Here is a 12,686-nt window from a genome sequence, read left to right on the forward strand (position 1 = left end):
CGGCGCGGAATCAGGCGCCGACGGACTCCAGGAACCCGCGGATCGCCGCCGCGACCAGGGCCGGCGCCTGCGCCGGCATGAAATGGGCGGTGTCCAGGATGTCGTAGCGCGCGCCGGGGATGGCGCGGGCCACCGGCTCCACCACGGCCGGCGGGCGCACCTGGTCGTAGCGGCCCGCCAGCACGAGGACCGGACAGGCCAGACGCGCGAGGTCGCGCTCCATGTCGAGCGCCACCAGCATGCGGAAGATCGCGGCCAGGCTGGCGGGATCGTTGCCCAGCCAGCGCGCGCGGAACGCCTCGAAGCGCGCGACGTCGCCGCGCATGACCGGCGGCCACGACGCGTCGAGCCCGTTGGCCGCCAGCGGCCGCATGCCGTGCGTCTCGATCGCCGCGGCGCGCTCGATGGTGGCCGCGCGCCGCTCCGGCGTCAGGCCGATGGCCGGGGCCATCGCGACCACCGCCGAAATCCGGCCGGGATGGCGCAGGGCGAAGCGCAGGCAGATCGCCGCGCCGACGGCGCCGCCGGCCAGCGCGACCTTTCCGACGATCCCGACGGCGTCGAGCAGCGCGGCGATGTCGTCGGCCACGACGTCGATATCGGCGGCGCCGCGGATCTTCTCCGACAGGCCGGCGCCGCGGGTGTCGAAGCGCAGCACGCGCCGGTCGCGGGCCAGCGCCGGGGCGACCTCGTCCCAGCTCTCCAGCGTCGCGCCCATCTCGTGCACCAGCACGACCGCGCGCGGGCCGCTTCCCGTGACTTCGTAGCGCAGCGCCGCGCCGTTTACCTCGCGATACTCCATCGCTCAGCCCGTGCGCACGACGGCGCCGTCCGGCAGGTCGGGCGTGACCAGCGGCCGGCAGTCCGCCGGTATCTCGATCGGCGCGCCGGTGCGCGCGCGCAACGCGTCGGCGCCGACCGAGGCGAGGATCTCGCGCGCGACGAAGCCCGCCGGCGTCACGTCGACGACCGCGATGTCGGTGTAGATGCGCGTGACGCAGCGCACCGCCGTCAACGGCAGGGCGCAGGCGGCCAGCAACCGCGGCGCGCCGCCGCGGGTGTTGTGCTCCATGATCACCCGCGTCTCCTTGGCGCCGACCGCGAGGTCCATCGCGCCGCCGACCAGCGGTCCTTTGTGCGGGATGCGCGAATCCCAGTTGGCGAGATCGCCGTTGGTCGCCACCTCGAACGCGCCGAGGATGGTGACGTCGATATGGCCGCCGCGGATCATGCCGAACGACCAGACGGAATCGACGATGGTGCCGCCCGTCCGCAGCGTGATCGGCCGGCTGCCGGCGTCGACCAGGTCGGTGTCCATGGCGTCGCCCTCGGCGGCGGGGCCGACGCCGACCACGCCGTTCTCGGACTGGAAGAACACGTCGCGGCCGGCCGGCAGGTGGTCGGACACCAGCACCGGCATGCCGATGCCGAGATTGACGACCGAGCCGTCGGCGATGTCCTGCGCCGCGCGCCACGCCATCTGGTTGCGGTTCAACGCCGTCATCGTCAGCTCCCCACCGCCACGACGCGGTCGACGTAGAGGCCCGGCAGCTGCACGCGCTCCGGCGCCAGCGGCGCCTCCTGCGCGGTCCGCACCTCGGCCACCGTCAGCTTCGCGGCCGTCGCCATGGCGGGGCCGAAATTGGCCTGCGCGTAGCGGAACACGAGGTTGCCGAAGCGGTCGGCGACGTCGGCGCGCACCAGCGCCAGGTCGCCGGCGATGGCCGTCTCCAGCACGTGGTCGCGGTCGCCGAAGCGCCTGACCTCCTTGCCCTTCGCCAGCTCGGTGCCGAAGCCGACCGGCGAGTAGAAGGCGGGGATGCCGGCGCCGCCGGCGCGGATGCGCTCGGCGAAGGTGCCCTGCGGCAGGCACTCCAGCTCGATCTTGCCGTCGCGCCACAACGTCTCGAACACCGACAGGCCCTTGTCGCGGCCGCGCGCCGCGCTGGCGATGACCTTGCGCACCATGCCGGCCTCGATCAGCTCGTGCGTCAGCGACAGGCGGTGGGTCGCGGAGTTGACGACCAGCGTCAGATCGCGCGGTCCGCGTTCGCGCAGGGCGCGCAGCAGCACGTTGGGAAACCCGGCGCCGCCGAAGCCGGAGACGAACACCGTGGCGCCGTCGCCCACGCCCTCCATCGCCGCCGCCGCGTCGGCCACCCGTTTGTCGATCGCCATGCGCCGTCACCACCGGGCGCGCGCCCGGCCTCCCTCAATACGCGTCGACATGTTCCGTCGCCGCGACCGACGGCCGCGCCGCGAAATCCGCGTGCCACGCCGCGAGCGCCGGCCGGCCGCTCCGCCACGAATCCTCGGCGAAGCGGAAATCGAGATACGACAGCGCGCAGCCGATCGCGACATGGCCGATGTCGTACGGGATCGCGGCCAATGCCGGGGCCATCGCCTCCAGCGCCGCGAGGATCGCGTCGCGCTTGAGTGCGAAGCCGGCCATCAACTCGGGCGACCGGCGCGCCTCGGGCCTGGCGCGCTCCGACAGCCGCAGGATCAGCATGTCCATCGCGCCATCGCCCAACGCCTGGCGCCGCAGCGCGTCGACGCGCCGCGCGGGATCGACGGGGAACAGGCGCCGGCCGGCGTGCAGCGTGTCGAGGAATTCGCAGATCACGCGGGAATCGTAGAGCGCGGCGCCGTCATCGAGCAGCAGGGTCGGCAGCTTGCCGAGTGGATTGAGCGTCATCAGCTCGCGGTTCGGGTTCGCCGCCGCCACGATCGTGCGCTCGCAGACGATGCGTCCGGCCACGCCGGTCTCGTGCGCGACCACCATCACCTTGCGCACGAACGGCGAACGCGACGACCAGAACAGCTTCATGGATCTCCCCCGGCGCCCCCGGCGCCGGCGCGGATGCTGGACCGGCCGCCGTCTGCGCACAACCGCGTTGTCGCGGCGGCGGCGGGGGCGCCACTGCGGCGGCGGGGGCGCTGCCGCGGCGGCGGCTTGCGCGACGCGCAGCGCCGGTTGAAGGTCGCCGCCGGATAGCCGCGGGGAGGCGGCGCGCGATGAACGACATTCCCGAGAATCAGATTCCCGGCTTCTACCACCGCCGCGTCGGCGACCTGCTGGTCACCGCCGTCAGCGACGGCTATCTCGACGGCAATCTCGACGTGCTCCTGAACATCCCGCCGGACGAGCTGCGGGAGCTGCTCAGCGCGTCGTTCCGCCCGACGACGGGGCGGCGCACCTCGGTCAACACCTTCATCGTGCGCGCGCCGGGACGCGCGCCGGTGGCGATCGACGCCGGCTCCGGCAACTACCTCGCGGCGACCGCCGGCCGGCAGCGGGCCAATCTCGCGGCCGCCGGGATCGATCCCGCCGCTGTTGGTTCGGTGCTGCTGACGCACATGCATCCCGACCATTCCGGAGGGCTGTTCGACGTCGCGGCCGGCGCGTTCCTGTTCCCCAACGCCGAGCTGGTGGCGCACGAGGACGAGCTGCCGCACTGGCAGGACGACGCCGCGATGGCGCGCGCCAACGAGCGCTTCCGCAAGACCTTCTTCATGCAGGCGCGCGAGCAGGTCGGTCCCTACGCCAAACGCCTGCGCACGTTCCGGGACGGCGAGGTGCTGCCGGGCATCACCGCGATCCCGTGCCCCGGCCACACGCCGGGCCACACCTCCTACCTGATACATTCCGGCGCCGAGTCGCTGCTGATCTGGGGCGACACCGTGCACGTGCCGGAGGTGCAGATCCCCCGGCCGGAGGTCGCGATCGCCTTCGACACCGATCCCGACGCCGCCATGGCGACGCGCCGGCGCGTGTTCGACATGGCCGCCAGCGACAGGCTGCTGGTCGCCGGCATGCATCTGCATTTCCCCGGCTTCGGCCGCATCGCCCGGCGCGGCGACGGGTTCGCGCTGGTGCCCGAACCCTGGGCGTTCACGCTGTGACGGCGCGGCGCCCGACGGAAGCGAGGGGATCGCCGAGATGATCGAGATCCCCGCGGTCTACATGGATCTGCTGCTGGAGAAGCGGGCCTTCGCGCACCTGGCGACGGTGATGCCCGACGGTTCGCCGCAGAACACGCCGGTGTGGTTCGATTTCGTCGATGGCCGGATCCGGGTGAACTCGGCGCTCGGGCGGACCAAGACCCGGAACATGAAGGTCGGCGCCAAGGTCGCCCTGTCGATCATGGATCCCGACGATCCCGACCGCTACGTCCAGCTGCGCGGCACGGTGGCGCGCGTGCGGCAGGACGATGTCGCGGCCGCGCATATCGACCAGCTCGCCCACAAGTACCTCGGCCTCGACAAGAACCCCTACGCGAAGTCAGGCGACGTGCGGGTGATGTTCGAGATCGCGGTGTTCTCCGTCCAGGGGATGAGCTGATCGGCGCGCCGCCGCCGGCGGGCGATTGAATCGCCGGCGGCGGAATGCGAAGCTTCAGGATCGACGCGCCCCGGAGCGAGACTCCGGGGCGGTTCATTTCGGGGGTAGGCGGATGAAGGCGGAGACGGTCGAACCGGTGGAGATGCTGCGCCGGCTGGTGGCGTTCGACACGACATCGCGCCACTCCAACATGGCGTTGATCGACTACGTGCGCGGCTATCTCGAGGGGCACGGCGTCGCCTCGACGCTGGTGCCCAACGAGGACGGCACCAAGGCCAACCTCTACGCCACGATCGGGCCGAACGTGGAGGGCGGCATCGTGCTGTCCGGCCACACCGACGTCGTGCCGGTCGACGGCCAGCCCTGGGAGACCGATCCCTGGGAGCTGACGGAGAAGGGCGGCAAGCTCTTCGCCCGCGGCACCTGCGACATGAAGGCGTTCTCGGCGGTGGCGCTGGCGCTGGTGCCGGCGTTCCAGGCGGCCGGGATGAAGGTGCCGGTGCACCTCGCGTTGTCCTACGACGAGGAGATCGGCTGCCTCGGCGCGCATTCGCTGGTCGAGCGGCTGATGGGCGACGTGCCCCGGCCGCGCGCCGTGATCGTCGGCGAGCCGACCATGATGGGCGTCGTCGACGCGCAGAACTGGGGTGGCGGCCTGATCACCACGTTCACCGGGTTCGAGGCGCACTCGTCGATGACCCATCTCGGGGTCAGCGCCATCCACTTCGCCGGCGACTTCATCCATTTCCTGAACGGTATCCAGGAGGAGATGGAGCGGCGGCCGCGGCGGACCGACATCGACACGCTGCCCGGACACACCACGATCAACGTCGGCATCATCCACGGCGGCACCGCCGGCAACATCCTGGCGCGCGAATGCGTCGTGAACTGGGGCTACCGCACGCTGCCGGGCGACGACGCGATGGAGGTGCAGCGCCGCGCCGAGGCGTACATCGCAGAGACGTTGCTGCCGGCGATGCGCCGCCGCCACCCCGACGCGGACATCCAGACGCGGCGCCGCTCCCTCGTGCCCGGCATCACGCCGGAGGATAACCGGGAGGCGGCCGCGCTGGCGCTGCGCTGGACCGGCGGCAACCGGACCTACGCCGTGCCCTACGGCACCGAGGCCGGCATCTTCCGGGCGGCGGGGATCCCGACGGTGATCTGCGGTCCCGGCGACATCGCCCAGGCGCACCAGCCGAACGAGTTCATCCTCGCGTCGCAGGTCGCGGCCTGCGAGACGTTCATGCGTCGTCTGATGGCGTGGGGCGCGGCGCCGTCGTAGCGGCGTCTTCCGCCGCCGACCAGCCGAGCCGGCGCAGCGCGTCACGCATGTGCGGTGGCGGCGGCGCGCTGACGTCGACCACAGGTTTTCCCTCGCGGATCGGCACGACGATGCGGCGGGCGTGCAGATGCAACGGCGCCCGCGCGGAATCGTCGGCCGGTCCGTAGAGCGGATCGCCGACGATCGGGCAGCCCAGCGCGGCGCAATGCACCCGGACCTGGTGCGTCCGCCCGGTCCGCGGGCGCAGTTCCAGCCATGTCAGGCCGTCGGCCGCGCCCAGCGCGCGGTATCCGGTGACCGCGGTCTGGCCGGCCGGATCGACGATCACGCGCCAGCCGCCGTCACGGCGCGTGGTCTTGAGCAGCGGCGCGGCGATCTCGCCCTCGGCTTGGGCTGGCGCCCCGCGCACGACGGCCCAGTAGGTCTTCTCGACCTTGCCCTCGGCGAACAGCATCCCGAGCTTGCGCAGCGCCTTGGGGTGGCGGCCGAGCACGAGGCAGCCGCTGGTGTCGCGATCGAGGCGGTGGGCGAGGCCCGGCGGACGCGACCAGCCGAAGCGCAGCGCGTCGAACGCCTGCTCCAGATTGGCGCCGCCGCCGGGGCCGCCATGGACCGCGATGCCCGGCGGCTTGTCGATCACCAGCATCAGCCCGTCGCGGTACAGCACGCGCGCCTGCAGGTCGGCGGCGGTCGCCGCGGCGACGCGCCCCGGCGCCGGCGGTCCCGCGCGTCGCGGCCGGGGCGGCGGACGGCTCATACCCCCAGCACCAGCGGCGAGACCATGTTGCGCAGCGTCTTCACGATGGCGTGGCCGACCAGCAGCCCGGTCTTGGGATTCTCGGGGCTGGGCACGAGGTCCTCGACGAAGCTCATCGATCCCAGCGCGCCGCGCGCGTGGATCTCGCAGATATGGGTGGTGATCGTCGGATCGGCGACGATGACGACGCGGGTGCGGTCGAGACCGATGCCGGCCAGGGCCGTGGCGGCCGAGATGTTGACGTTCTGGGGATAGAGGCGGGCGCCTTCGCGCACCGGGCCGTCGAACACGACCGTCGGCACCGTCAACGCGTCGAGATCGACCAGCGTCTCGGCGATGGTGCCCTTCCATGCCGACGGATCCTTGCGGACGGTGATCGTGACCTCGTCGAGCCCGCCTTGCGCCAGCGACGCCAGCATGTCGAGCCCGCCGATGCCGGCGGACGGCAGGTACACGCGCTTGCCATTGGCGCGCGCCGCGGCGACGACCCGGTCGAGCAGGGACGCGTCGGTGAACGCGCCCACCGAGGTGACGTAGAGGTCGGCGCCGCCCTCCAGCGCGCGGATGGCGTGGTCGCGCACCGCCTGGTGGCCCGCCCCCTCGACCACGACGTCGAGGTTGTAGCGGAAGAACCAGTCGGGATCGTGGGTGACGTCGGGCCGGACGGTCACCGCCTCGCGCGGCCGGCGGACCAGCGCCGTCGTGAGCTCGAGGCCTTCCAGCTTGCCCGCCGCGACCGCCTCGGCCACGCGGGTGCCGATGGCACCGTATCCTATGAGCCCCAACCGGACCATGCCGTCCCCCCTCCGCCGTCCGATGCGTCCAGCTTGACCCCGCCCTGCGCGGCGCGGCGACACCGGCCGACCGTTAGCAGATCGGGGCTGTGTTTGACCAAGGCCGGGTGGGCCGTCGACCGCTTCCGCAGGCGTCAAATCACGCTGGCATCGCGATTTTTCGCATTTTAGTGTATATGCTCATTTTATCCGGCGTTGTCGGCCGTAATGGTTGACCCGACAGTAGGGACACTCGACATGTAGTGTGCCATGACCTTGACAGAGTCGCCGTCTAAGGCGACCAATCCCTTAAATAAAGGCGAGAACCGTGAGCGGGACGGTTCGCGGGAGGAATAGGTTTGAAAGCTACGGATATCGGCAATCCCGACTACTTTCACAAAGTGGTCGATTGCCAGTGGGCGTGTCCGGCCCATACGCCGGTGCCCGAGTACATCCGATTGATCGCGCACGGACGGTTTTCCGATGCCTACATGATCAATTGGAAGTCGAACGTCTTCCCGGGGATCCTCGGCCGCACCTGCGATCGTCCGTGCGAGCCGGCGTGCCGTCGCGGCCGCGTCGAGGACGAGACGCTGGTCAAGGGCAAGAAGGAGCCGGTCGCGATCTGCCGCCTCAAGCGGGTCGCCGCCGACTACAAGGACGACGTCGCCGAGCTGATGCCGAAGGCGCCGGCGCGCAACGGCAAGCGCGTGGCCTGCGTCGGCGGCGGGCCGGCGTCGCTGACCGTCGCGCGCGACCTCGCAGTGCTCGGCTACGACATCACGATCTACGACCAGGATCCGAAGCTCGGCGGTTTCATCCGCACCCAGATCCCGCATTTCCGCCTGCCCGAGTCGGTGATCGACGAGGAGGTCGGCTACATCATGGGCATCGGCAACATCGCGTTCCGGCACCAGCGCGTCGACTCGCTGTCGGCGCTGCTGGCCGAGGGCTACGACGCGGTGTTCGTCGGCTCCGGCGCGCCGCGCGGCCGCGAGCTCGAGGTGCCCGGCCGCCAGGAGGCCGCCGCCAACATCCATATCGGCATCGACTGGCTGTCGAGCGTCTCGTTCGGCCACATCACCAAGGTCGGCCGGCGCGTGATCGTGCTGGGCGGCGGCAACACGGCGATGGACTGCTGCCGCACCGCGCGCCGGCTCGGCGGCGCCGACGTGAAGGTGATCGTCCGCTCGGGCTTCGAGGAGATGAAGGCGTCCCCGTGGGAGAAGGAGGACGCGATGGGGGAGGACATCCCCATCCTGAACTACCTCGTGCCCAAGGAAGTGACGCACGACAACGGCAAGCTGACCGGCGTGGTGTTCGAGAAGGTCAACGCGGTCTACGACGACAAGGGCCGCCGCAGCCTGGTGCCGTCGGGCGAGCCCGACCAGCGCTTCGAGTGCGACGACGTGCTGGTCGCGATCGGCCAGGAGAACGCCTTCCCGTGGATCGACGCCGCCGCCGGGATCGCGTTCGACAAATGGGGCCTGCCCAGGCTGGACGAGAAGACGCTGCAGTCGAGCCATCCCAAGGTGTTCTTCGGCGGCGACGCGGCGTTCGGCCCCAAGAACATCATCTGGGCGGCGGCGCACGGCCACGAGGCCGCGGTCTCGATCCACAAGTTCCTCTCCGGCGGCGAGCTCGCCGACCGCCCCGCGCCGGGCATGAACATCGTCTCGCAGAAGATGGGCATCCACGAGTGGAGCTACGACAACGACGTGTCGGTGGCGCCGCGCTTCAAGGTGCCGCACCGCAGGAAGGAGGAGTCGCTCAAGGACATCCTCGCCGAGGTCGAGCTGGGCTTCGATCCGGAGCTGGCGTGGAAGGAGGCGCAGCGCTGCCTCAACTGCGACGTCCAGACGGTGTTCACGGGCAGCCTCTGCATCGAGTGCGACGCCTGCGTCGACATCTGCCCGATGGACTGCATCACCTTCACCGCCGACGGCGAGGAGAAGGACCTGCGCGGCCGCCTGACGGCGCCGGCGCTGAACGCGACGCAGGACCTCTACATCGGCGACGGACTCAAGACCGGCCGCGTCATGGTCAAGGACGAGGACGTCTGCCTGCATTGCGGCCTGTGCGCCGAGCGCTGCCCGACGGGCGCGTGGGACATGCGCAAGTACTACATCGAGATGACGCACGCGGAGCACGCATGCCACAAGCGCTAGAGGCGGTGAACGACTTCGTCGTCAAGTTCGCCAACGTCAACGGATCGGGCTCGGCCTCGGCCAACGAGCTGTTCGCCCGCTCCATCCTGCGCATGGGCGTGCCGGTCAGCCCGCGCAACATCTTCCCCTCGAACATCCAGGGCCTGCCGACCTGGTACGAGGTCCGCGTCACCGAGAAGGGCTATCTCGGCCGCCGCGGCGGCGTCGACATGATGGTCGCGATGAACCCGCAGACCTGGGCCGAGGACGTGAAGGAGATCACGCCCGGCGGCTACCTGTTCTACGACAGCACCAAGCCCATGCCGGCCGCCATGTTCCGGCCCGACATCAACATCGTCGGCGTGCCGCTGACGGCGATCACCAACGCCACCTACACCGACGCCCGCCAGCGCCAGCTGTTCAAGAACATCATCTACGTCGGCGCGCTGAGCGTCCTGCTCGACATCGATCCCAAGGAGATCGAGCGGCTGTTCGGCGAGCAGTACAAGGGCAAGGAGAAGCTGCTCGACAGCAACGTCAAGGCGCTCAACCTCGGCCGCGACTGGGTGAGGGAGAACCTCGATCCGGCGACCGTGAAGCTGAAGGTGCGCCGCGCCGACAACGTCGGGAACCGGATCTTCGTCGAGGGCAACAGCGCCGCGGCGCTGGGCTGCGTCTACGGCGGCGCCACGGTGTGCGCGTGGTATCCGATCACGCCGAGCTCCTCGATGGCCGAGGCGTTCCAGGCCCATTGCCGGCGCTACCGCCACGACAAGGAGACCGGCAAGGCCAGGTACGCGATCGTGCAGGCCGAGGACGAGCTGGCCTCGATCGGCATGGTGATCGGCGCGGCCTGGAACGGCGCGCGCGCCTTCACCGCGACCTCGGGCCCCGGCGTCTCGCTGATGACGGAGTTCATGGGCCTGGCCTATTTTGCCGAGATGCCGGCGGTGATCGTCAACGTGCAGCGCGGCGGGCCGTCGACCGGCATGCCGACGCGCACGCAGCAGGCCGACATCATCGCCTGCGCCACGGCGTCGAACGGCGACACCCGCCATGTGCTGCTGTTCCCCGAGGATCCGAAGGAGTGCTTCGACCATTCGGCGGCGGCGCTCGACCTCGCCGACCGGCTGCAGACGCCGGTGTTCGTGATGACCGATCTCGACATCGGCATGAACCAGCGCCTGTGCGAGCCGTTCGCGTGGGACGAGTCGAAGGCCTACGACCGCGGCAAGGTGATGACGGCGGAGGAGCTGGAGGCCGGCAAGCAGTTCGGCCGCTACCTCGACGTCGACGGCGACGGCATCGCGTACCGGACCTATCCGGCGACGCATCCCTCGAAGGGCGCGTACTTCACGCGCGGCACCACCAAGGACCGTTTCGCGCGCTACAGCGAGGAGGGGCCGGTCTACGTCGACAACATGGAGCGCCTCCAGCGCAAGTTCGAGACGGCCAAGACGCTGGTGCCGCAGCCGGTGGCGCGCGCCGCCAAGAAGCCGACCCCGATGGGCGTCATCTATTTCGGCTCGACCAGCCCGGCGATGGCCGAGGCCCTGGACCGGCTGGAGGAGGACGGCGTCCACGTCGACGCGCTGCGTCTGCGCGCGTACCCGCTGTCGAAGCCGGTCGAGGAGTTCGTCGCGGCGCACGACACCGTGTTCCTGGTCGAGCAGAACCGCGACGGCCAGCTCCGCATGCTGATGCTGAGCGACCTCGGCGTCGACCCGCGCAAGATCGTGCCCGTGCTGCACTACGACGGCACGCCGATCACGGCGCGCTTCATCACCGGCGCGATCCGCGCCCACCTTTCGCCGAAGCGCATGGCCGCCGAGTAGACCGGCGCCGAACGGAGACGCGACGATGACGTACATCGCCAAGCCCAAGCTGCACCATCCCACGCTGCACAAGAACAAGGCCGGCTTCACGCGCCGCGACTACGAGGGCGCGATCTCGACCCTGTGCGCCGGCTGCGGCCACGATTCGATCAGCGCCGCCATCGTGCAGGCCTGCTACGAGCTCGACATCCTGCCGCACCAGGTCGCCAAGCTGTCGGGCATCGGCTGCTCGTCGAAGTCGCCGACCTACTTCCTCGGCGCCAGCCACGGCTTCAACACGGTGCACGGGCGCATGCCGTCGGTGATGACCGGCGCCAACCTCGCCAACAAGGACCTGATCTACATGGGCGTGTCCGGCGACGGCGACTCCGCCTCGATCGGGCTGGGCCAGTTCGCGCACGTCATGCGCCGCGGCGTGAACATGCTCTACATCGTCGAGAACAACGGCGTGTACGGGCTGACCAAGGGCCAGTTCTCGGCCACGGCCGACCGCGGCTCGGTCAGCAAGAAGGGCGTCGCCAACTCCGATTCGTCGATCGACATGGTGTCGATGGCGATCCTGATGGGCGCCACCTTCGTGGCCCGCAGCTTCTCCGGCGACAAGCAGCAGCTCGTGCCGCTGATCAAGGCGGCGATCCAGCACAAGGGCGCCGCCTTCATCGACGTCATCAGCCCCTGCGTGGCCTTCAACAACCACCCGGGCTCGACCAAGAGCTACGACTACGTGCGCGAGCACAACGAGGCGGTGAACCGCGTCGACTTCATCGAGACCCGCGCCGAGATCACGACGCAGTACGATCCCGGCACGACCCAGGTGGTGGAGCAGCACGACGGCACCTCGCTGCGCCTGCGCAAGCTGACGCCGGACTACGATCCCTGCGACAAGATCGCGGCGATGAAGCACGTCCAGGAGGCCGAGGCGGCGGGCGAGGTGGTCACCGGCCTGCTCTACGTCGAGCCGATGCCGAAGGACCTGCACGCCAACCTCAACACCGTCGACACGCCGCTCAACCGCCTCGAGGCCGGCGCGCTGTGCCCCGGCTCGGCGACGCTCGACAAGATCAACGCCTCGCTGCGCTGAGACGCGGCGTGGCGCGGCGGCGCGCCGGGCCGCCGGCCGCCGCGCTCGCCGCCGCGCTGGCGCTGGCGGGCTGCGCCGCGCCGCCGTTCTGCGCGCCGCCCGCGGCGCGCGCGACCCAGTTCGACGTCTATCTCGGACGCGACATCGCCGGTCGCGGCGAGGTCACGGACGCCGAATGGGCCGCGTTCCTCGATTCCGAGGCGACGCCGCGGTTCGGCGACGGGCTCACCGTCGCCGATCTGCGCGGGCAATGGCGCGACGCCGCCACCGGCGCGATCGCGCGCGAACGCTCCAAACGCCTGACGGTCGTCGCGCCCGACGCCGCGCGCGCCCGCGACGCCGTCCGCGCCGTCGCCGAGGCGTACAAGCGCCGCTTCGCCCAGCAATCCGCGCTCGTCGTCGAACAACCGGTCTGCGCCGCGTTCTGACGCCGTGTCGCTGGCGGCCATGCGCGCGCGTGGCT

General features: G+C 70.6%; 13 protein-coding genes. 7 read left to right on the top strand and 6 right to left on the bottom strand.

Features of this window, described 5'->3' with window-relative positions; translation table 11 throughout:
* Nucleotides 1-10 precede the first annotated feature (10 nt).
* From IPK81_23125 to IPK81_23140, 4 genes are read right to left on the bottom strand one after another with little or no spacing between them, the layout of a single operon-like run.
* Nucleotides 11-802 carry an alpha/beta fold hydrolase gene (locus tag IPK81_23125; GenBank protein QQS12341.1) on the bottom strand — a complete coding sequence of 264 codons (792 nt, stop codon included), beginning with the start codon at nucleotides 800-802 and terminating at the stop codon, nucleotides 11-13.
* Nucleotides 803-805: 3 nt separating this feature from the next.
* Entirely contained in the window at nucleotides 806-1,504 is a 699-nt protein-coding gene (locus IPK81_23130) for a 3-oxoacid CoA-transferase subunit B (GenBank protein QQS12342.1), read from the bottom strand.
* Between the two features lie 2 nt (nucleotides 1,505-1,506).
* On the bottom strand, nucleotides 1,507-2,178 hold the full coding sequence (locus tag IPK81_23135) for a 3-oxoacid CoA-transferase subunit A (protein QQS12343.1): 672 nt from the start codon (nucleotides 2,176-2,178) through the stop codon (nucleotides 1,507-1,509).
* A 34-nt stretch (nucleotides 2,179-2,212) separates the two neighbouring features.
* Nucleotides 2,213-2,830: a glutathione S-transferase N-terminal domain-containing protein gene (locus IPK81_23140; GenBank protein ID QQS12344.1), complete on the bottom strand. Its 618-nt coding sequence runs from the start codon at nucleotides 2,828-2,830 to the stop codon at nucleotides 2,213-2,215.
* Between the two features lie 188 nt (nucleotides 2,831-3,018).
* Here IPK81_23140 and IPK81_23145 point away from each other — a divergent pair, with 188 nt between their 5' ends.
* The 3 genes from IPK81_23145 (at nucleotide 3,019) to argE (ending at nucleotide 5,630) form a co-directional block, all read left to right on the top strand.
* A complete protein-coding gene (locus tag IPK81_23145) occupies nucleotides 3,019-3,906 on the top strand; it encodes an MBL fold metallo-hydrolase (GenBank protein ID QQS12345.1) in 888 nt (295 codons plus the stop codon).
* Between the two features lie 37 nt (nucleotides 3,907-3,943).
* Nucleotides 3,944-4,345, top strand: coding sequence for a PPOX class F420-dependent oxidoreductase (locus tag IPK81_23150; GenBank protein ID QQS12346.1), 402 nt, complete (start codon nucleotides 3,944-3,946; stop codon nucleotides 4,343-4,345).
* Between the two features lie 112 nt (nucleotides 4,346-4,457).
* A complete protein-coding gene (argE, locus tag IPK81_23155; protein QQS12347.1) occupies nucleotides 4,458-5,630 on the top strand; it encodes an acetylornithine deacetylase in 1,173 nt (390 codons plus the stop codon).
* Here the strand turns inward: argE and IPK81_23160 are convergent.
* Both IPK81_23160 and IPK81_23165 read right to left on the bottom strand, forming a co-directional pair.
* A complete protein-coding gene (locus IPK81_23160; protein ID QQS12348.1) occupies nucleotides 5,590-6,387 on the bottom strand; it encodes an RNA pseudouridine synthase in 798 nt (265 codons plus the stop codon). The two genes, argE and IPK81_23160, sit on opposite strands and share 41 nt — an antisense overlap.
* Nucleotides 6,384-7,181, bottom strand: a complete 798-nt coding sequence (locus IPK81_23165; protein QQS12349.1) for an aspartate dehydrogenase — start codon at nucleotides 7,179-7,181, stop codon at nucleotides 6,384-6,386. The genes IPK81_23160 and IPK81_23165 overlap by 4 nt, the downstream gene beginning before the upstream one ends.
* A gap of 338 nt (nucleotides 7,182-7,519) precedes the next feature.
* On the opposite strand from IPK81_23165, the gene IPK81_23170 reads away from it, so the two are divergent.
* The 4 genes from IPK81_23170 to IPK81_23185 are packed head-to-tail and all read left to right on the top strand — an operon-like array spanning nucleotide 7,520 to nucleotide 12,651.
* Nucleotides 7,520-9,328 (top strand): FAD-dependent oxidoreductase, encoded by a 1,809-nt coding sequence (locus IPK81_23170; protein ID QQS12350.1) that lies wholly within the window; start codon nucleotides 7,520-7,522, stop codon nucleotides 9,326-9,328.
* Nucleotides 9,313-11,142: a 2-oxoacid:acceptor oxidoreductase subunit alpha gene (locus IPK81_23175; GenBank protein QQS12351.1), complete on the top strand. Its 1,830-nt coding sequence runs from the start codon at nucleotides 9,313-9,315 to the stop codon at nucleotides 11,140-11,142. Before IPK81_23170 ends, IPK81_23175 begins: the two co-directional genes overlap by 16 nt.
* A 25-nt stretch (nucleotides 11,143-11,167) precedes the next feature.
* On the top strand, nucleotides 11,168-12,223 hold the full coding sequence (locus tag IPK81_23180) for a 2-oxoacid:ferredoxin oxidoreductase subunit beta (protein ID QQS12352.1): 1,056 nt from the start codon (nucleotides 11,168-11,170) through the stop codon (nucleotides 12,221-12,223).
* An 8-nt stretch (nucleotides 12,224-12,231) separates the two neighbouring features.
* A complete protein-coding gene (locus IPK81_23185; protein ID QQS12353.1) occupies nucleotides 12,232-12,651 on the top strand; it encodes a DUF3574 domain-containing protein in 420 nt (139 codons plus the stop codon).
* The last annotated feature ends 35 nt before the right edge of the window (nucleotides 12,652-12,686 follow it).

The organism is Rhodospirillales bacterium (genome assembly GCA_016699855.1).
In the GTDB taxonomy this organism is placed as follows: domain Bacteria; phylum Pseudomonadota; class Alphaproteobacteria; order Reyranellales; family Reyranellaceae.

Excerpts from the sequence above, each read along its gene's own strand:
- IPK81_23125 (QQS12341.1), bottom strand. The coding sequence starts at position 802 with ATGGAGTATCGCGAGGTAAACGGCGCGGCGCTGCGCTACGAAGTCACG.
- IPK81_23130 (QQS12342.1), bottom strand. The coding sequence starts at position 1,504 with ATGACGGCGTTGAACCGCAACCAGATGGCGTGGCGCGCGGCGCAGGAC.
- IPK81_23135 (QQS12343.1), bottom strand. The coding sequence starts at position 2,178 with ATGGCGATCGACAAACGGGTGGCCGACGCGGCGGCGGCGATGGAGGGC.
- IPK81_23140 (QQS12344.1), bottom strand. The coding sequence starts at position 2,830 with ATGAAGCTGTTCTGGTCGTCGCGTTCGCCGTTCGTGCGCAAGGTGATG.
- IPK81_23145 (QQS12345.1), top strand. The coding sequence starts at position 3,019 with ATGAACGACATTCCCGAGAATCAGATTCCCGGCTTCTACCACCGCCGC.
- IPK81_23150 (QQS12346.1), top strand. The coding sequence starts at position 3,944 with ATGATCGAGATCCCCGCGGTCTACATGGATCTGCTGCTGGAGAAGCGG.
- argE (QQS12347.1), top strand. The coding sequence starts at position 4,458 with ATGAAGGCGGAGACGGTCGAACCGGTGGAGATGCTGCGCCGGCTGGTG.
- IPK81_23160 (QQS12348.1), bottom strand. The coding sequence starts at position 6,387 with ATGAGCCGTCCGCCGCCCCGGCCGCGACGCGCGGGACCGCCGGCGCCG.
- IPK81_23165 (QQS12349.1), bottom strand. The coding sequence starts at position 7,181 with ATGGTCCGGTTGGGGCTCATAGGATACGGTGCCATCGGCACCCGCGTG.
- IPK81_23175 (QQS12351.1), top strand. The coding sequence starts at position 9,313 with ATGCCACAAGCGCTAGAGGCGGTGAACGACTTCGTCGTCAAGTTCGCC.
- IPK81_23180 (QQS12352.1), top strand. The coding sequence starts at position 11,168 with ATGACGTACATCGCCAAGCCCAAGCTGCACCATCCCACGCTGCACAAG.